The organism is Mesorhizobium sp. LjRoot246, from assembly GCF_964254115.1.
In the GTDB taxonomy this organism is placed as follows: domain Bacteria; phylum Pseudomonadota; class Alphaproteobacteria; order Rhizobiales; family Rhizobiaceae; genus Mesorhizobium.
Genome location: NZ_CAXUSN020000001.1, coordinates 3,909,598 through 3,928,265 on the forward strand (window position 1 = coordinate 3,909,598; position 18,668 = coordinate 3,928,265).

General features: G+C 61.5%; 21 protein-coding genes. 11 read left to right on the top strand and 10 right to left on the bottom strand.

From position 1 onward, the window contains the following. Positions 1–25: 25 nt before the first annotated feature. The 6 genes from uvrA to ACSQ3L_RS18915 all read right to left on the bottom strand — a co-directional run bounded on the left by uvrA (position 26) and on the right by ACSQ3L_RS18915 (position 5,953). Complete coding sequence (gene uvrA / locus ACSQ3L_RS18890) at positions 26–2,947, bottom strand: excinuclease ABC subunit UvrA (RefSeq protein WP_436161326.1); 2,922 nt, start codon at positions 2,945–2,947, stop codon at positions 26–28. Positions 2,948–3,684: 737 nt separating this feature from the next. Continuing rightward, positions 3,685–3,978, bottom strand: a complete 294-nt coding sequence (locus ACSQ3L_RS18895; RefSeq protein WP_436161327.1) for a hypothetical protein — start codon at positions 3,976–3,978, stop codon at positions 3,685–3,687. 89 nt (positions 3,979–4,067) lie between these two features. Beyond that, positions 4,068–4,673 carry an ATP-dependent Clp protease proteolytic subunit gene (locus ACSQ3L_RS18900; protein ID WP_436161328.1) on the bottom strand — a complete coding sequence of 202 codons (606 nt, stop codon included), beginning with the start codon at positions 4,671–4,673 and terminating at the stop codon, positions 4,068–4,070. Positions 4,674–4,695: 22 nt separating this feature from the next. After that, positions 4,696–5,172: an SRPBCC family protein gene (locus ACSQ3L_RS18905; RefSeq protein WP_436161329.1), complete on the bottom strand. Its 477-nt coding sequence runs from the start codon at positions 5,170–5,172 to the stop codon at positions 4,696–4,698. Between the two features lie 32 nt (positions 5,173–5,204). Then, a complete protein-coding gene (locus ACSQ3L_RS18910; protein WP_183451925.1) occupies positions 5,205–5,519 on the bottom strand; it encodes an ArsR/SmtB family transcription factor in 315 nt (104 codons plus the stop codon). A 44-nt stretch (positions 5,520–5,563) separates the two neighbouring features. Further along, on the bottom strand, positions 5,564–5,953 hold the full coding sequence (locus tag ACSQ3L_RS18915) for a cupin domain-containing protein (protein ID WP_436161330.1): 390 nt from the start codon (positions 5,951–5,953) through the stop codon (positions 5,564–5,566). A gap of 212 nt (positions 5,954–6,165) precedes the next feature. On the opposite strand from ACSQ3L_RS18915, the gene ACSQ3L_RS18920 reads away from it, so the two are divergent. From ACSQ3L_RS18920 to ACSQ3L_RS18935, 4 genes are all read left to right on the top strand, one after another. Next, positions 6,166–6,690, top strand: a complete 525-nt coding sequence (locus ACSQ3L_RS18920; protein ID WP_436161331.1) for a single-stranded DNA-binding protein — start codon at positions 6,166–6,168, stop codon at positions 6,688–6,690. Between the two features lie 200 nt (positions 6,691–6,890). Further along, entirely contained in the window at positions 6,891–8,240 is a 1,350-nt protein-coding gene (locus ACSQ3L_RS18925; protein WP_436161332.1) for an HD domain-containing protein, read from the top strand. Between the two features lie 11 nt (positions 8,241–8,251). Then, positions 8,252–8,770 (top strand): hypothetical protein, encoded by a 519-nt coding sequence (locus ACSQ3L_RS18930; protein WP_436161333.1) that lies wholly within the window; start codon positions 8,252–8,254, stop codon positions 8,768–8,770. A 106-nt stretch (positions 8,771–8,876) separates the two neighbouring features. After that, complete coding sequence (locus tag ACSQ3L_RS18935) at positions 8,877–9,302, top strand: OsmC family protein (protein ID WP_436161334.1); 426 nt, start codon at positions 8,877–8,879, stop codon at positions 9,300–9,302. 52 nt (positions 9,303–9,354) lie between these two features. On the opposite strand, the gene ACSQ3L_RS18940 is transcribed toward ACSQ3L_RS18935, so the two are convergent. From ACSQ3L_RS18940 to ACSQ3L_RS18950, 3 genes are all read right to left on the bottom strand, one after another. Then, positions 9,355–9,984, bottom strand: coding sequence for a MarC family protein (locus tag ACSQ3L_RS18940; RefSeq protein WP_436161335.1), 630 nt, complete (start codon positions 9,982–9,984; stop codon positions 9,355–9,357). 102 nt (positions 9,985–10,086) lie between these two features. Continuing rightward, on the bottom strand, positions 10,087–10,464 hold the full coding sequence (locus ACSQ3L_RS18945; protein ID WP_436161336.1) for a VOC family protein: 378 nt from the start codon (positions 10,462–10,464) through the stop codon (positions 10,087–10,089). A gap of 32 nt (positions 10,465–10,496) precedes the next feature. Further along, positions 10,497–11,033 (bottom strand): hypothetical protein, encoded by a 537-nt coding sequence (locus tag ACSQ3L_RS18950; protein ID WP_436161337.1) that lies wholly within the window; start codon positions 11,031–11,033, stop codon positions 10,497–10,499. Positions 11,034–11,118: 85 nt separating this feature from the next. Here ACSQ3L_RS18950 and ACSQ3L_RS18955 point away from each other — a divergent pair, with 85 nt between their 5' ends. The 4 genes from ACSQ3L_RS18955 (at position 11,119) to ACSQ3L_RS18970 (ending at position 16,474) form a co-directional block, all read left to right on the top strand. After that, positions 11,119–11,961, top strand: coding sequence for a helix-turn-helix transcriptional regulator (locus ACSQ3L_RS18955; RefSeq protein ID WP_436161338.1), 843 nt, complete (start codon positions 11,119–11,121; stop codon positions 11,959–11,961). 203 nt (positions 11,962–12,164) lie between these two features. After that, on the top strand, positions 12,165–14,969 hold the full coding sequence (gyrA, locus tag ACSQ3L_RS18960) for a DNA gyrase subunit A (RefSeq protein ID WP_436161339.1): 2,805 nt from the start codon (positions 12,165–12,167) through the stop codon (positions 14,967–14,969). 194 nt (positions 14,970–15,163) lie between these two features. Beyond that, positions 15,164–16,027: a hypothetical protein gene (locus tag ACSQ3L_RS18965; protein WP_436161340.1), complete on the top strand. Its 864-nt coding sequence runs from the start codon at positions 15,164–15,166 to the stop codon at positions 16,025–16,027. 114 nt (positions 16,028–16,141) lie between these two features. Then, positions 16,142–16,474 (top strand): hypothetical protein, encoded by a 333-nt coding sequence (locus ACSQ3L_RS18970; RefSeq protein WP_436161341.1) that lies wholly within the window; start codon positions 16,142–16,144, stop codon positions 16,472–16,474. A gap of 122 nt (positions 16,475–16,596) precedes the next feature. Here the strand turns inward: ACSQ3L_RS18970 and ACSQ3L_RS18975 are convergent, their stop codons facing one another. Next, the gene (locus ACSQ3L_RS18975; RefSeq protein WP_135900409.1) at positions 16,597–16,749 is read right to left on the bottom strand and encodes a hypothetical protein; all 153 of its coding nucleotides are present in this window, start codon (positions 16,747–16,749) and stop codon (positions 16,597–16,599) included. Positions 16,750–16,943: 194 nt separating this feature from the next. Between ACSQ3L_RS18975 and coaD the strand changes: the two genes are divergently transcribed. The 3 genes from coaD (at position 16,944) to ACSQ3L_RS18990 (ending at position 18,659) form a co-directional block, all read left to right on the top strand. Beyond that, positions 16,944–17,444: a pantetheine-phosphate adenylyltransferase gene (gene coaD / locus ACSQ3L_RS18980; protein ID WP_352627848.1), complete on the top strand. Its 501-nt coding sequence runs from the start codon at positions 16,944–16,946 to the stop codon at positions 17,442–17,444. 167 nt (positions 17,445–17,611) lie between these two features. Beyond that, on the top strand, positions 17,612–18,106 hold the full coding sequence (locus ACSQ3L_RS18985; RefSeq protein WP_436163480.1) for a peptidylprolyl isomerase: 495 nt from the start codon (positions 17,612–17,614) through the stop codon (positions 18,104–18,106). Positions 18,107–18,146: 40 nt separating this feature from the next. Beyond that, positions 18,147–18,659 carry a peptidylprolyl isomerase gene (locus tag ACSQ3L_RS18990; protein ID WP_015317720.1) on the top strand — a complete coding sequence of 171 codons (513 nt, stop codon included), beginning with the start codon at positions 18,147–18,149 and terminating at the stop codon, positions 18,657–18,659. Positions 18,660–18,668: the final 9 nt, after the last annotated feature.

Genomic DNA, 18,668 nt, shown 5'->3' on the forward strand with positions numbered 1-18,668 from the left:
GCTCTCCAGGCGCTTACCGGTCGGCTCACTCCGCCGCTTCGCGCTTGCCTCCGGGGCGTCGCTCCAGCAGCTCCTTGAGGAACTGACCGGTGTAGCTGCGCTTTTCGCCCACGATCGCTTCCGGCGTGCCGGAGGCGACCAGTTCGCCGCCGCCGTCGCCGCCTTCGGGGCCGAGGTCAAGCACCCAGTCGGCAGTCTTGATCACCTCGAGATTGTGCTCGATGACCACCACCGTGTTGCCCTGGTCGACCAGTTCATGCAGCACTTCCAATAGCTTGGCGACGTCGTGGAAATGCAGGCCGGTGGTCGGCTCGTCGAGGATGTAGAGCGTCTTGCCGGTTGCCTTGCGCGACAGTTCCTTGGCGAGCTTGATGCGCTGGGCCTCGCCGCCGGACAGCGTCGTCGCCTGCTGGCCGATATGGATGTAGCCGAGGCCGACCTGCTTCAGCGTTTCGAGCTTGTCGCGCACGCCAGGCACGGCGGCGAAGAAGTCGACGCCTTCCTCGACCGTCATGTCGAGCACGTCGGCGATCGACTTGCCCTTGAACACGACATCGAGCGTCTCCCTGTTATAGCGCTTGCCGTGGCAGACGTCGCAGGTGACGTAGACGTCGGGCAGGAAGTGCATCTCGATCTTGATGACGCCATCGCCCTGGCAGGCCTCGCAGCGGCCGCCCTTGACGTTGAACGAGAAGCGTCCCGGCTGATAGCCGCGCGCCTTGGCCTCCGGCAGGCCGGCGAACCAGTCGCGGATCGGCGTGAAGGCGCCGGTATAGGTGGCAGGATTCGAACGCGGCGTGCGGCCGATCGGCGACTGGTCGATGTCGATGACCTTGTCGAGGAATTCGAGGCCCTCGATGCGGTCATGGTCGGCCGGATGTTCGCGCGAGCCCATGATGCGTCGCGAGGCGGCCTTGAACAACGTCTCGATCAGGAAGGTCGACTTGCCGCCGCCCGACACGCCGGTGACGGCAGTGAAGGTGCCGAGCGGGATTTCGGCGGTGACGTTCTTCAGATTGTTACCGCGCGCGCCGACGATCTTCAGGCGCCGGTTTTTCTTCGCCTCGCGGCGCACGCCGGGCGTCGCCACTTCGAGCGCGCCCGACAAATATTTGCCGGTGATCGAATTCGGGTTGGCCATGACTTGCTGCGGCGTGCCCTGGGCGATGATCTCGCCGCCGTGGATGCCGGCGGCCGGCCCCATGTCGACGACATAGTCGGCATGCAGGATGGCGTCCTCGTCATGCTCGACGACGATCACCGTATTGCCGATGTCGCGCAGATGCTTCAGCGTGTCGAGCAGGCGCGCATTGTCGCGCTGGTGCAGGCCGATCGACGGTTCGTCCAGCACATAGAGCACGCCGGTGAGGCCGGAGCCGATCTGCGACGCCAGACGGATGCGCTGGCTTTCGCCGCCCGACAGCGTGCCGGAATTGCGCGACAGGGTCAGATAATCGAGCCCGACATCGTTGAGGAAGCGCAATCGCTCGCGGATTTCCTTCAAGACGCGCACCGCGATCTCGTTCTGCTTGTCGTTGAGCGACGCCGGCAGGTCGGTGAACCACTGGTCGGCCTTGCGAATGGAAAGCTCGGTGACTTCGCCGATGTGCTTGCCGGCAATTTTCACTGCCAGCGACTCAGGCTTCAGCCGATAACCCTTGCAGGCCGGGCAAGGCGTGGCCGACATGAAACGCTCGATCTCCTCGCGCATCCAGGCGGATTCGGTCTCTTTCCAGCGCCGCTCGAGATTGGGGATGACGCCTTCGAAAGTCTTGGTGGTCTTGTAGGAGCGCAGGCCGTCATCATACTGGAAGGTGATCTCGCGCTCGCCGGTGCCGCGCAGGATGGCTTCCTTGGCCTCTTCGGTCAGGTCCTTGAACTTGTCGCCGAGCTTGAAGCCATAGGCCTTGCCGAGCGCTTCGAGCGTCTGCGCGTAGTAGGGCGAGGTCGACTTGGCCCACGGGCTGACGGCGCCGTCGCGCAACGAGATGTTTTCGTCCGGCACGATCAGGTTGCCGTCGATGGCGCGCTGGCTGCCGAGGCCGTCGCAGGTCGGGCAGGCGCCGAACGGGTTGTTGAACGAGAACAGCCGCGGTTCGATTTCCGGAATGGTGAAGCCAGAGACCGGGCAAGCAAACTTTTCCGAGAACAGGATGCGCTCATGCGTCTCGTTCTTCGACTTGTTGACCGAATCCTCGCCGGTCTGGCTGGAATCGAGCGGCTTGTCGGCGAATTCGGCGACCGCCAGCCCATCGGCCAGCTTCAGCGCGGTTTCGATGGAGTCGGCAAGCCGCGTCGCGAGATCGCCGCGCACGACGATACGGTCGACGACGACGTCGAGGTCATGCTTGTACTTTTTGTCCAGCGCCGGCACGTCGGCGATCTCATAGAAGACGCCGTCGACTTTAACGCGCTGAAAGCCCTTCTTCTGCAGTTCCAGCAATTCCTTGCGGTACTCGCCTTTGCGGCCGCGCACCATCGGCGCGAGGATGAACAGGCGCGTGCCTTCCTCGACCGCCAGCACGCGGTCGACCATTTGCGAAACCGTCTGGCTCTCGATCGGCAGGCCGGTGGCCGGCGAATAGGGGATGCCAACGCGCGCAAACAGGAGCCGCATGTAGTCGTAGATCTCGGTGACGGTGCCGACGGTCGAACGCGGGTTCTTCGAGGTGGTCTTCTGCTCGATGGAGATGGCAGGCGACAGGCCGTCGATCTGGTCGACGTCAGGCTTCTGCATCATCTCGAGGAATTGCCGGGCGTAGGCCGACAGGCTTTCGACGTAGCGGCGCTGGCCTTCGGCATAGATCGTGTCGAAGGCAAGCGATGATTTGCCGGAACCCGACAGGCCGGTCATGACAATCAGGCTGTCACGCGGCAGGTCGAGATCGACATTCTTCAGATTGTGTTCGCGCGCCCCGCGAATGGAAAGATATTTATGGTCGGCCATAGCCGGTCGCCGCCTCAGAATCTGGAATTTCCCGGAATGGCGGGTTTTCCCGGCCATCCCCTATGTAGGTAGTTTTGCCGCCACGTCGAGAGACGCCACAATTCCCGACAAAAGCGTTTAAGCGTCTTTCGCGTGAACGGGCAAGCGGAAAGAACAAAGGCCGAACACGCTCCTGACAAAGCTGTGCAAAAACTGACTTGCACGTAACCTCCCAGCGATCACGTTTTTCCGTAACCGGCTATTGATGGTTGACGCGACGGACTCAGGGGCGCAGTCTCCAGCAGTCAACGAAGCCGGCCGTCTTTCGATGGCCTCGCCGCCCACAGGCGGCCTGCGAGACGCCGCAGGCATTCGCGATTTGTGCTTTGAGTTGACAACAATCGCAACGGACAGAGGAGCGGAGCTATGACGCCACCGGATCGTCCCCTAGGGTTCCAGTTGTCACTGGAGCCGTGGCAGGCATAAGTGCCAGGGTTTAGCGTCTGCGCCACCCGACAAACCGTGACCTGCCATATCCCGTAAAAATCAGAGACTGCTAGTCGGATCGTCGGCTGAATGCCGCGGTGCATCCGAAATCAAACGCCGGCAGTACACTCCCGGCAAAATTGGATTTGAGATCCAAAAAGGCCCCGTCCGTAGCGCAAAGCACGGCGGGGCCGTTTTATGTGCGGTTGGTTGGGCAGGTGAGGGCAGCGCCAACGCCTGAGGGGCAGGTGTCAACGTGCGGCGATTGCGCCCTACCGGTTGGAAGGCTTGATCCCGCCGGCGCCGACATCGACGGTGATGCTGCCGGAAATCCTGACATCCGTATCGCCGATCTTGAACGTGCCGTTGCTGGGGAATGCGTCGTCCGGTTCGGGCTCCGGGGCCGGCTTGGCGATGCGATAGTCGCCGGCCACGCCGGGCAGTCCTCTCTGTGTCGGCGGCGAGCTGTCGTCGGCAAGTGCCGTGCCGCTCATAAGGCCGGCAAAAGCGAGGACCACAGCGGCGATTGCGCGGCGCAGTGGTCTGGGCGGATGAGTGTCGGTCATCCGTCCACTATAGTGGCGCGCCGCCGACGGAACCAGACCGACATCGTCAAATCTTCGACAACCGGCCGGGTTCCGAACCGGCCCTGGCTTCACGCCGCCTTCTTGCGCGTGTCGAAAACGTGGTCGACGATGCCCCAGGCCTGGGCCTCGCGGGCGGTCATGAAGTGATCGCGGTCCAGCGTACGTTCGACCTCCTCATAGGTGCGGCCGCAATGCTGCGCGTAGAGTTCGGCCATGTGCCGCTTCGTCTGGCCGATGCGCTCGGCATGGCGCTGGATGTCGGAGGCCTGGCCCTGGAACCCGCCCAGCGGCTGATGCAGCAGGATGGTGGCGTTCGGCAACGAGATACGACGTCCCGGCGTGCCTGCCATCAGCAGGAACGACCCCATCGAGGCGGCAAAGCCCATGCACACGGTCGATACCGGGCAGCTGATATATTGCATCGTGTCGTAGATGGCGAAGCCACTGGTCACCACGCCGCCCGGCGAATTGATGTAGAGCGATATCTCCTTGTCGGGATTGTCCGATTCCAGCGACAAAAGCTGCGCGCAGACCAGCGCCGAGATGTCGTCGTTGATCTCGCCATTGATGAAGATGATGCGCTCGCGCAGCAGCCGCGAAAAGATGTCGAAGGCGCGTTCGCCGCGGCTCGATTGCTCGATCACCATCGGCACCAGATTGGCAACACCGCTCATTGTCTCTCTCCGTCTGTTTGTTTCAGGCCGCGCGCAGCAGGAGGCGAGGCGTGTTTGCGGCGATTGGCTTAGGTGACCTGTTTGCATCGAGCGAAAGCCGGCAGCCGGCGCCTGCCATGGCGACGGCAGGCATAGCCTTGCGGGCAAAGCCATCATGGACGATGCGCAGATGCGTGCCCCCGGAAACGGTGCGGGCAAGCGTGAAGGTGACGGTACTGTCGAGCGGATCCTGCCGCGCGGCGTCGCTTGGCTGCTCCCGCCAGGAATAGCGCAGCAATTTCTCGGGCTCGGCGTCGAGGATTTCGCATTCGATCGGCGTGTCCGGCCCGGCGAAGGTAAAACGGTTGCCGATCTCGGGGCTGATGTCATTGGGCATCATCCAGGCGGCGAGCAGCTCCGGTACTGTCAAGGCCCGCCATACCTTTTCCGGCGGTTCGACCAGGTCGTACTCGAACTCGATCGCGTCCGGAGAGACTTCGCGATGGCTTTCGTCGGCCATTGATCCCCTGTCCTTCATTGGTCCCATGTCCTTCACTGGTCCATGTCCTTCAAAACCGTCTTCAGCCTTTCGATGCGCTCCGGCCAGAAGGTCCGGTAGCGTTCGATCCAGGAAAGCAAGGGGGCGAGCCCTTGCGGATCGGCGCGGTAAAAGGCGTTGCGGCCCGCGCGGCGCTCGACCACCAGCCCTGCGCCGCGCAGGACGGCCAAATGCTGCGACACGGCCGGCTGCGATACCGTCATCCCGGTGCGCAATTCCGATACGCTCATCTCGCCGGCGGCGAGGCGCTCGAAGACGGCGCGGCGCGTCGGGTCGGCCAGGGCGCGAAAAATCTCAGCTTCGATCATGACAAAAACATAAGTCGATACTTATTGATTTGGCAAGCGCTGTTTTACGAGATTGTCGGAAGCCAGCGCCTTACCACTCCGGCAGGTCCATCGAACGTCGCCTCGAAGATCGACGACGCAAGCACGGCATGGATGTGAAGCGTTCCAGTGCCGGCGTTCTTGAACCCGTGTTTCCTGTTCGCGGGGACAATGAGAGACTGGCCCGATGTCAGGACGATGTGGTCATCGCCGATCCACATCTCGGCCCTGCCGGCAATAACGGTAAGCACCTCCTCGACGGGATGCCAATGCGTTGGGGCGCCGACCGTGGGCTCGACCCGTTGCTCGAATATGCAGAGCTGCGACGCACCATTGCTGGCCGACACATGCATGCGCGTTTCCACACCTGCCCGCCATTGTTCGCGCTGCTGGTCCTCATGTGTGACGAATTTCATCTGATCGCCCCCGGTCCATTCCCGATTTCGTGGAAATTTCCGGCCGGAACACTACATCCTGCTGACAAACATTGACAGAACGTCATCTGCGCTCTAGAACGAAAAGGGAACAAAAACCTTGTGGGTAAAGGCAGCCACGGCAAGCGGCTGACGCCTACAGTCTGTAAGGTGCTGCGACAAAAATTTGTTTCGGATGAGCGCGGAGAAATATCATGGCGGGTAGCGTCAACAAGGTCATTTTGGTCGGCAACCTCGGCGCGGACCCGGAAATCCGTCGCCTGAATTCGGGCGAGCCGGTCGTCAACATCCGCATTGCGACGTCGGAAAGCTGGCGCGACAAAAATTCCGGCGAGCGCAAGGAAAAGACCGAGTGGCACAACGTCGTCATCTTCAATGAGGGCATCGCCAAGGTGGCGGAGCAGTATCTGAAGAAGGGCATGAAGGTCTATGTCGAGGGCCAGCTGCAGACGCGCAAATGGCAGGACCAGACCGGTGCCGACAAGTACACGACGGAAGTCGTGCTGCAGAAATTCCGTGGTGAGCTGCAGATGCTCGACGCACGCGGACAGGGTGAGGGCGGCCAGGTCGGCGGCTATACCGGTGGCAGCAACCGTGGTTCCGATTTCGGCCAGTCCAGCCCGAGCGAAGGCTTCAATCGTGGCGGCAGCGGCGTCAACGCTCCGAGGGGCGGCGGCGGCGGCTCGTCGCGCGAACTGGACGACGAAATTCCGTTCTGATCGCAACAGCGTTGGCTCACCTAACGCGTAAGGATCGCGATCCGGTACGATAGCTGGTCGTATTCCGTTTTCAGTATCTTCCTAATGCCAATTGGGAGCTTCAAACCGGCGATCGTCTCTTGCTCGCGCTCGGAAGGATTTGTTGAGGATTCAGTTCCGCGCGCAATTGTCATACAGTGGTGCCGGGCGGGAATGATTCTATGGGAAAGCGGTTACGGGATCCGGTGCACGGTCTTATCGTGTTCGATGAGAACAAGCGGATCGACATGCTTGCCTGGACGCTGATCGATACGCTGGAATTCCAGAGACTTCGTCGCATTCGTCAGCTCGGCGTATCGGAATTCACCTTTCCCGGCGCCGTACACACACGTTTTGCTCACTCCATAGGCGTATTCCATACGGCCCGTACTCTCGTCGAAATCCTGGAGCGCGAGATGCGGCGAAACGGGCAGGCATTCGAGCAGCCAAAAGCGGAGGTCGCATTGGCGGCGGCGCTTCTACATGATCTGGGTCATGGTCCATTCAGTCATACTTTCGAAGGTGTCCAGGAGTCGCGCTGGGTGAAAAGGCGCCATGAGAAGTGGACTGCGGATATCATTCGGAATCCAGACGGACAGATTCGCCCCTTGCTGGAAATCCACCGGCCCGGCTTCACCGAGGAGGTAGCCGCATTACTGGATAAGGAAGATCCCGAACACATCTACCACGCGATCGTCTCGAGTTCCTTCGATGCTGACAGGCTCGATTATCTACGTCGCGACAAGCTCATGACTGGGACCGGCGCCGGCGGCATCGACTTCGACTGGCTTGTCGAGAATGTTCGTGTTGCGGATATCGAAATCGATGCACCTGATGAGGATGGCGGCGAACCACGCCGCGTTCCAACCTTCTGCCTTACAGCAAAGGCGCTCCCGGCCGCTGAACAATTCCTATTGGCCCGCTACACCCTTCACCAGCAGGTGTATTTTCATAAAGCGACTCGTTGCGTGGAGCATATGATCGGAAAGCTACTGCGCGCGGTGGCGCGACTGGCTGCTGGCAAGAAAGCCGATATCAAGAAGAGCGGACTGCCCGAAGCGCACCCGCTAATTCGTTTCTTTACCAGAGGCGGCGAAACAGTTGAAAATTATCTCGCTCTCGACGACGCTCTTGTCTTTGGCGCGCTCGATGCGATGTCGCGGGCTGAAGATGCGGGTGTCGCGGAGATCGCGACTCGGCTACGAGAGCGAAAACTGTACAAAACGCTCGACATGGCTGAGTTTGGGGAAGACCCCGGCAAGCAGCGCGGTCGTCTGCGCCGCATTAGGGAGAAGTTCGCGGACAAGATTGAGGCGGAAACGGTGATGCTGGATGACAAAGCTGCAATCGGCATCTATGCCGAGATCGGCGGCGACGAGGAACGCATGCACAAGAAACTGCACATTCTAGACGGCGACAACCCGGTCGAAATCAGCAAACTTTCTTCGCTGATCGAAGCACTTGAAACGAAAAAGCAATTCACGAGATTGTATTTTGCCGATGCAACCGAACGCGACGCAGCGCGCAAATGAAGGAGATCGCCATGAAGCACGAACCTGAGCACTATGTCGCCGACATCCTTGGCGCGGCGGGCGGGCGTTTGGTCAGTCGCATTCGTTTGCAGAAGATCGCCTATCTTCTAGACCAGCTTGGAGCGGAGAGCGGGTTCGACTACTCATATCATCACTACGGGCCGTATTCCCGTGATCTCGACAGCGCAATACTGGACGCGGAGGCTTTCGGACTTGTGAGCGAGGAGTACGGATACAGAAAGTCCGATGGCGCGCGCTACAGCGTGTTCGTGCATCGTGCCGAGGGGAAAGAGTTTTTCTGTTTGAAGGATGATCGTTTGCGGGATGTCACGAAACGGCTAGCAACAGAAAACGTGACGGTGCTCGAACTCGCCGCGACGGCTCATTGGCTAGCTGAATTCGAAAAGGTCGATGACTGGAAGGCCGAGATACGCCGCCGCAAGGGTTCGAAGAACGACAATGGGCGATTGGAAGAGGCTACGAAACTACTTGCGGAGGTTGGGCTTCTGCCTGCTGCCGAAGTCGTGTGACTAGTGCATTCTCCCATTGTTGAGGCGATGGGCGCTCACTGCGGGCAGTCGCCGTCATTCAGGCTATTGTACAGGCTGCTTGTGGGGTTAGCGAAAGGCGCATCCAGTGAAAGCACGTGTAAAGTGGGTCGAGGAGCGCACCTTCGTTGGCGAATCCGGCAGCGGTCACAAGGTCGTGCTCGGAACCGCGCACGGACCGGATGGCAAGACGCCGGGGCCGAGCCCGATGGAGTTGGTGCTGATCGGCACCGGCGGCTGTTCGGCCTATGATGTCGTCCATATCCTGGAAAAGGGGCGCGAAGCGGTCGAGGACTGTGTCGTCGAGCTCGACGCCGATCGGGCGGAAACCGAGCCAAAAGTGTTCACCCGCATCCATATGCATTTCGTCGTCAAGGGCAGGGCGCTGTCGCCCGACAAGGTCAAACGGGCAATCGAGCTTTCGATCGAAAAATATTGCTCGGCCTCTGCGATGCTGGCCAAGACCGCCACGATTACGCACGATTTTGAAGTGGTCGATACGGCGACGAAGTAGGCAGTAGGCAGTAGGCAGTAGGCAGTAGGCAGTAGGCAGTAGGGATTGTCGTTCAGCCCGCCACCAGCGCCTTGATCCCGTCGGCGACGAACTGCACCGCCAGTGCCGCCAGGATGACGCCGAGCAGCCGGGTCAGGATCGAGCGGCCGGTCTGGCCGAGGATGCGGTCGATGCGTTCCGACAGCACGAACACCAGATAGGTGATGGCGAGGCAGACGAAAATGATGCCGACCAGCGCCGCCTGCGCGGCAAATCCCTGAAACGAGCCGGAGAGCAGCACAGTCGCCGAGATCGCGCCAGGGCCGGCGATCAGCGGGATCGCCAGCGGGAAGGCGGCGATGTTGTGGATCATGTCCTTGGTGATGGCGACGTCGCCGATCTTTTCCTTGCGGTCCTGCCGGCGCTCGAACACCATTTCGAAGGCGATGAAGAACAGCAGGAAGCCGCCGGCGACACGGAAAGCCGGCAGCGTGATGCCGAACACCGACAGGATCGAGGCGCCGGCAACCGCAAACAGCGCCATCACCAGGAAGCCGATGATCGATGCGCGGACGGAGACCTGCTGGCGCTCCTCGCGGTTCATGCCGCGCGTCACGGCAAGAAACAGCGGCGCCAGGCCGGGTGGGTCGATGGTCACGAGAATGGTGACGAAAGCGTTGAACAGGCTGTCGAAACTCGGCATCTCTGACCCCTCCCGCCGGGCCGAGCCCGTACCATCATATTGGTAGAGCAAAGCCCGGTCGGTGGGAACTGTCGTGCCTGCGAAACTGCGGAGCTTCGCCGGTCAGCCGGTAGCGCCGCAATAAGCCTCGAGGCGATAGCCGTCCGGGTCGACGACAAAGGCGGCGTAGTAGTTATCGCCATAGTCGGGGCGCAGGCCCGGCGCGCCATTGTCACTGCCGCCAGTGCCCAGGGCGCCAGCATGGAAGGCGTCGACGCTGGCCCGCGTCGGTGCGGCAAAGCAGAAATGCAGACCGGATTTGTCGTCTGCCGGCACAGGCCGCGCCGCTTCATTGAGCCACAGCGCGACGCCTTGGACGCCATAACCAAGCGAGCCCGGCGACTGGCTGAGGCAGCTGTAGCCGAGCGGCTTCAGTGCGGCATCATAGAAGCGCTTGGAGGCGGCGGTGTCGCGGACACCGATCGAGACATGGTCGAACATGTTTTTCTCCATTGTTAGAATATCTTGTGAGATCAGGTTCCTGCCATTCGGCGTGCCAGGAACTCGACTTCCAGCCGCCATGTCGCGCCATTGTCGTGCGAGCGCTCGCCGAGCCAGCGGAAGGAGTTTTCAGTGATCCGGGAAAAGCTCCAGCGCACCGATGAGCCGGTGCCGTCGGCGCCCACTTGCACGATCGTATCGCCCTCGGCACGGCCGAGCTGGCGGCTAAAATACTGGTTGCGCGGATCGCTCCAGAAGATGTGCCAGGCATCCGCCCCGGGATCATAGACGCGCAGCGTCGTGCCGTAAAAAGTCCATGTGCCCAGGGAAGGCGAGGGGCCGGCGTCACGGGCAGGCAGGATCCAGACGTCCTGGATCGCGCGGCCCTCCAGCACCCAGCCGAAATGCACCTCGCCACGCCCGGTCAGCACCGTGCCGTCCTCGAGATGGCGCGAGGCGTCGAATGTCCAGGCGCCGACGAAGCGCCCGTAAAGGTTCAGCTTTTCGGCAGGCCTTTCTGTTGGTCCGGGGCTGTGCAGGGCTTCGGCAAACGAAGATTGGTCGAACATGGCTGCGGTCTCTTTTTGTCAGGAGACCGGGAAGAGTACGCGGTGACGGGGTTCTGGGCTTGGGAAAAATTGCTATATTTCGACCATGACGACAACCACGCATAGTCTCGCATCCGGAGCCGGTTGGCACCTGACGGACGTGATCTGCACGGCCGGCGCCGGCGACCGGCCGTTCGAGGAAGCGCATCAGGATTTCTGTGTGGCCGCGGTCACCAGCGGCACGTTCCGCTACCGCGCCCAACAAGGCACGGCGATGCTGGCACCCGGCGCGCTCCTGCTCGGCAATCCCGGCACATGTTACGAATGCGGGCACGAGCATGGCAGCGGCGACCGTTGCCTCTCGTTCCATTTTGGGCCGGCCTACATGGAACGGATCGTGGCTGGCGTGCCCGGCGCCAGGAAACTGGCCTTCGAGGCGCCGCGGCTGCCGCCTTTGCCGGTCCTCGCGCCACTGCTCGCCGAGGCGGAAATCGCGCGTGAGAAGGTCGACATCGAGGCCTTCGAGGAACTTGGACTGCGCATCGCGGGTGCAGCTCTAGCTGCCGCGACCGGAGCTACGCATGTCAGGCGCGCGCCGAGCCGCCGCGATCAGAAGCGGGTTGCCGAAGCAGTGCGGCGGATCGAACTGGACGCCGATGGACCGGTCTCGCTTTCAGCGCTCGCCGACGAGACGGCGACCAGCCCTTATCATTTCCTGCGCATCTTCCGGCAGGTGGCGGGCATGACGCCCTATCAGTTCCTGCTCAAGACCCGCCTGCACAGGGCCGCGGTGCGGCTGCGCCTGTCGGACGATGCGGTCTCGGCGATCGCCTTCGAGGCCGGCTTCAACGATCTGTCGACGTTCAATCGCCGGTTTCGGCGTGTGATGGGTGAGACGCCGGGTCATTATCGTGCCCGCCATGGCGCACTGGCCGTTCCGGCCTTGTGAATCGGCCCAGCGCTCGCAAAGGCGGCCACGCGGGCTTTTGCCTCAGCGACAGCGAAAACCGCCTTGGCCATATCGTCGCAATCAGTGGTATCCATTTGAAATTACCACCAAAAATGACACTGGAAAACTACAGCGAAGGTTGGAGTTTCAGCCTTGCTTCCTATATAAGCACCAAGTGATTCCTGATTAGATTGTGATCCGATTTGACCGACCAGAAGACACCGCGCGGCGCCGACGGCGGACCCACCGGCATCGAGCCGATATCCATCGTCGAGGAGATGCAGCGTTCCTATCTCGATTACGCCATGAGCGTGATCGTCAGCCGTGCGCTGCCCGATGTGCGCGACGGCCTGAAGCCGGTGCATCGCCGCATTCTCTTCGCCGCCCATGAGAGCGGCTACCACTGGAACCGCAAATATGTGAAGTCGGCGCGTCCGGTCGCAGACGTGATGGGTAAATACCATCCGCATGGCGACGCTTCCATCTATGACGCCTTGGTGCGCATGGCGCAGGACTGGTCGCTGCGCGTGCCGCTGATCGACGGACAGGGTAATTTTGGCTCTATCGACGGCGATCCGCCGGCGGCAATGCGCTACACGGAAGCGCGGCTGACCAAGGTGGCGCACGAGCTTCTGGAAGACATCGACAAGGACACCGTCGATTTCCAGGACACGTATGATGCCTCCGGCAGCGAACCGAAGGTTCTGCCGGCGCGGTTTCCCAATCTTCTGGTCAACGGCTCGGGCGGCATCGCCGTCGGCATGGCGACCAACATTCCGCCGCACAATCTCAGCGAAGTCTGCAACGGCGCGATCGCCATCATCGACAATCCGGCGATCGACCTGCCGGCGCTGATGGAGATCATTCCGGGACCGGATTTCCCGACCGGCGGCATCGTGCTTGGCCGTTCCGGCATCTACAGCGCCTATTCGACCGGCCGCGGCTCCATCGTCATGCGCGGCAAGGTCAACATCGAACAGCGCGGCAACGACCGCGAGTCGATCATCATCACCGAAGTCCCCTATCAGGTGAACAAATCGTCGATGATCGAGAAAATGGCCGAACTGGTGCGCGACAAGCGCATCGAGGGCATTTCCGACATTCGCGACGAGAGCGACCGCCAGGGCTACCGGGTCGTCATCGAGCTGAAGCGCGACGCCGTTGCCGACGTCATCCTCAACCAGCTTTATCGTTTCACGCCACTGCAGACCTCATTCGGCGCCAATATGGTGGCACTGAACGGCGGCAAGCCGGAAGTGATGAACCTGACCGATATGCTGAAGGCGTTCGTCGCCTTCCGCGAGGAAGTGATCACAAGGCGGACGAAATTCCTGCTGCGCAAAGCGCGCGACCGCGCCCATGTGCTGGTCGGTCTCGCCATCGCCGTCGCCAACATCGACGAAATCATCAAGCTGATCCGTACCGCGCCGGATCCGCAGACGGCGCGCGAGCAGTTGATGGAGCGGCGCTGGCCGTCCGGCGACGTTGAGTCGCTGATCCTGTTGATCGACGATCCGCGCCACCGGATCAACGAGGACGGCACCTACAATCTGTCCGAGGAACAGGCGCGCGCCATCCTCGAACTGCGTCTGCAGCGCCTGACCGCGCTCGGCCGCGACGAGATCGCCGACGAGTTGAACACGATCGGCGCCGAGATCATTGATTACCTGGACATTTTGTCGTCCCGCGCGCGCGTCCAGCAGATCGTCAAGGACGAGCTTGCCGCCGCGCGCGACGAGTTCGGCACGCCGCGCCGCACCGAGCTTTCCGAAGGCGGTTCGGACATGGAAGACGAGGACCTGATCCAGCGCGAAGACATGGTCGTGACGGTGAGCCATTCCGGCTACATCAAGCGCGTGCCGCTGTCGCTCTACCGGGCGCAACGCCGCGGCGGCAAGGGCCGCTCCGGCATGTCGACCAAGGAAGAGGATTTCGTCACCCGGCTGTTCGTGGCGAACACGCACACGCCGGTGCTGTTCTTCTCCTCGCGCGGCATCGTCTACAAGGAAAAGGTCTGGCGGCTGCCGATCGGCAATCCGCAGTCGCGTGGCAAGGCGCTGATCAACATGCTGCCGCTGGAGCAGGGCGAGCGCATCACCACCATCATGCCTCTGCCCGAGGACGAGACCAGCTGGGGCGAGCTCGACGTGATGTTCGCCACCACGCGCGGCACCGTGCGCCGCAACAAGCTCTCCGACTTTGTCCAGGTCAACCGCAACGGCAAGATCGCCATGAAGCTGGAGGAGGAGGGCGACGAGATCCTCGGCGTCGAGACCTGCACCGACAATGACGACGTGCTGCTGACCGCCAGCTCGGGCCAGTGCATCCGCTTTTCGGTTGGCGACGTGCGCGTCTTTCAGAGCCGCAATTCTGTCGGCGTGCGCGGCATAACCATGGCTGAGACCGACCGCATCATCTCGATGTCGGTGATCGAGAGTGTCGATGCGTCGCCGGCCGTGCGCGCCGCCTATCTTAAGCGCGCGGCGGCCGAACGGCGCCTCGCCGCCGGCATTGCGGCCGGTGAAGAGGAAGACATCTCGCTGACCAATGAAGAGGTCGGCGAGGAGACGGAGCTTTCCGACGAGACCTACGAGAAGCTGAAGGCGCACGAGCAGTATGTGCTGACGGTGACCGAATATGGCTACGGCAAGCGCTCGTCTTCCTATGATTTCCGGGTGACCGGGCGCGGCGGCAAGGGCATCCGTGCCACCGACGTGTCGAAGGTAGCCGAGATCGGCAGGCTGGTGGCGACGTTCCCGGTCGGCAATGACGACCAGATCATGCTGGTGTCGGATGGCGGCACCGTCATCCGGGTGCCGGTCAACGGCATCCGTTTCGCCAGCCGCGCCACCAAGGGCGTGACCATCTTCAACACGGCTGAAGGTGAAAAGGTGGTTTCGGTCGAACGAATCTCGGAACCGCAATCGGACGAAGAAACCGAAGACGGTGTCGAGGGCGGCGCTGAGTCCGCATCGACCGCGGATGCCGACCCGGATGGTGCCGAGTAAGGCTGTAGCGTGCTCGGCCCGGAACCGACCTGAGAGCGTCTCGCGCCACATTGTCTCGTCGCTAACGCCCATATCGCGATGAGCTTGTGTGGCAGTTGCTTACGGTGCATTGTCATGCCGTCTTGTCGCCTGCGGGATTGACGCCGATTTCAACGCTGGACGAGTTGCCTGCCGTAGTGCCGAAACGCCGTGTCTTGCGCATCGGAAAGGCCGTTGCGAAGGTGTTCGACTATTGCCGTGCGAACGCCTGGCCGCTCTTCGTGGCCGCCTGGTTTCCCTGCCTTCTAATGACGCTCTGCCTGGTGGTGTTGGCTCTAGTTCTCTTCGCCGACCCATGGCAGGTGCCCACATGGCTTCTGTCGCGTGGCTTCGACCCGCAAACCTGGCTCTCCGCGATCATTGCAGCACCTTTCTCGGCGATGGTCTTCGCGTTCGTTCTGGACCGCATGGCAGGCGCGCCCGAGCACGGCCGTATCGTTGTGCAGCGCGGCATCGAAAGCGTCAGACGCTTCAGTATTCCCGGCGTGCGCTTCGAGATCAGCCGGCGGATTCTCATGGTCACGATGCTTCTGGCGGCCATCCAGCTTCTTTGTGGCTTCGCGGTCGCCGGCGAGCACAAACTGCTTGTCGCCGGCCTGCTCGCTACGCATGACCTGCCGCTCAGACCGGAGGATGTCGCCCCCTGGACTTCGGCGATGGGGGTTTTCAACGCCTTGTGGCGCGGTTTCTTCCTTGCCTGGGTCTATCTCCTTGTCGGCGACTTCGTCCGGACGGGATCGTTCGATCCGGTCGGGTGCTGGCGGGCGCTCGACGGCAACCGCGTGCGTTTCGTCGCCATCATGTTCATCGTCTTCGCGATCGTCGCCATACTCGAATATGTGGTTGTTCTGGCCGGCGGCCTGCTCCTGATTCCGGCGGACGGCGCGCCTTCCTTCCCGAACCTCGTGCTGATGCATTTCGGACTTATCCTGCCATTCAACCTCCTGCATCTCGTCCTGTCGGCCGCGGCGGTTGGAACCATTCTCGGCGCGTTTCGGACCCCCATGGGAGTACCTTGATGAGCAGCGGGGTCCGCATCCCTCGCCGCAGGACGATGCTCAGATTATTGCTCAGATCCGCGGGTGCGGGCATTGTCACGTCAACCAGGCTGTTCGTCTGGTAGAAGTCGGCAAATGCGAGCAACAGCACCTATCGTTTTTGCAGCGGTCGCGATGGCCGGCACATGTGCGCAAGGGCGACCATATTGCTATGAGTGGAACGAAGCCTATTCGCGAGGAGATGTCGTGCGGACGGCGGAGGCTCATCAGGCGTGGATCATGGCCCATCTCCCGGGCGATATCCTTCAATCGCTCAAGGCGAAGGGTGAGGCTGTTGCCCGGTCTCGCCTGGAGACGCTGGAGCGTCTCGTCGTCAAGAATTGCGAACTGCACCTGACGCTTCCGACGGCGACAATACTGGATGACCTCGTGACAAACTATCGCGCCGGCAGAATTGATATCTTTTGAAAGCGAAGGGATTCCGCCGAACGTCCTGATCGCGGATAGGCTCAAGCCGGTCAAGTCCAGCCCACGTTTTTGACATGGCAACGCCGGCTCATCGGCCGGCGCGGCAGCAAATTCAGGCTGATTTAGTAGTGACGGTACGGCTTGCGCGGGCCGAAGCCCTCGAAGCGCTTGGTGTTTGCCTTGATACGGACGCGCTGTGCCTCCTGATGCAGCCCAAATACGGTGGCGATCAGCATGGCGACGGTCATTGCGGTGGCGAGCATGTAGATCAGCATGTGCGTGTTCTCCTGCGCCTTACAACGGATAGATGGGACTTTGGTTTCATCTTATTAAGGTGCAACCTAGTGAACGCTGCGTGAAGGCTTCGTGATCAGCGTGTTCATCTGTCGTTCATGCGTCGGAAAAGGTTCACGGCCGGCGCACCAATCGGATTTGCCTTTGCGAGAGAGGCTCGCTAGAAGCACCAGCCATGACTGAACGCATCGCCCTCTATGCTGGCTCCTTCGACCCGCTGACCAACGGCCATCTCGACGTGCTGAAGGCGTCGCTGGCGGTGGCCGACATCGTTTATGCGGCGATCGGCATCCATCCGGGCAAGCAGCCGTTGTTTTCCTTCGAGGAACGGGTGCAATTGATCGAGACCGCCACCAAGGCGGAATTCGGCCGTGATGGAGCCCGCATCAAGGTCGTCGCTTTCGACGGACTGGTGATCGACGCGGCCAGGAAGCAGGGCGCCTCGATCATGATCCGCGGCCTGCGCGACGGCACCGACCTCGACTATGAGATGCAGATGGCCGGCATGAACGAGACCATGGCGCCTGAACTGCAGACGGTTTTTCTGCCCGCCAGCCCTTCCGTGCGCACAATTACCGCCACACTTGTCCGCCAGATTGCCTCGATGGGAGGCGACATCCGCCCCTTCGTGCCGGCGGCTGTCGTTGGCGCGCTCACCGCCAAATTCAAGAAATGATGCATGCCGCCCAAAAGTGGAACCCGGTTTTGGGGCAACGACATGCATGAACACAAAAATCTTCGGAGACAGATATGCAGCTGAAAAAGCTCGCCTCGTTCCTCGTTGTGCTTGCCGGTCTTGTGACCGCATCGGTCTCGGCTTTCGCCGCCGACCCGGAAAACACCATGATCATCACTCTCAAGGATGGCGACGTCACCATTGCGCTGAGGCCCGACCTCGCGCCCAAGAACGTCGCGCAGATCAAGAAGCTGGTGCGCCAGGGCGCCTATGACAATGTCGCCTTCCACCGCGTCATCGACGGCTTCATGGCGCAGACCGGCGACGTCAAGTTCGGCAACATCAAGAAGGGTTTTAGCGCCCAGGCCGTCGGCACCGGCGGTTCCGATCTGCCCGACCTGCCGGCCGAATTCTCGCAGACCGAGCGCTACACGCGCGGCGTGGTCGGAATGGCCCGCTCGCAGGACCCCAACTCCGCCAATTCGCAGTTCTTCATCATGTTCGCGCCGGCGCCGCCGCTCGATGGCCAGTACACCATCGTTGGCAACGTCGTCAGCGGCATGGAACTGGTGGACCAGATTAAGAAGGGCGACGAAGCGGACAATGGCACGGTCACCGACCCCGACCAGATGATCAAGGTGCGCATCGCCGCCGACAAGTAAAATTGTCGAATAACTCTGTTTTCTCAAAAGGATATCTGACATGGCCGAAATCAAGGACCGCGAAAACGCGCTCATCATGGAAACGACCAAGGGCAAGGTCGTCATCGAACTTTTCCCCGACCTTGCGCCCGGCCATGTCGCCCGCATCAAGGAACTGGCTCGCGAAGGCGCCTATGACGGCGTGGTTTTCCACCGCGTCATTGAGGGCTTCATGGCGCAGACCGGCGACGTCAAGTTCGGCAATTCCAGCAAGCCTTCCTTCGCGCCCTCCCGCGCGGGCATGGGCGGTTCGGAAAAGCCTGACCTGAAGGCTGAATTCTCCAACGCCAACCATGGCCGCGGCACCTGCTCGATGGCCCGTTCGCAGAATCCGAACTCGGCCAACTCGCAGTTCTTCATCTGCTTCGACGACGCCGCCTTCCTCAACCGCCAGTACACGGTCTGGGGCCAGGTCATCGAAGGCATGGACAATGTCGACAAGATCAAGCGCGGCGAGCCGGTGCAGGATCCCGACAAGATCGTGTCGCTGAAGGTCGCGGCCGACGTAAAGTAAGGGTCAACG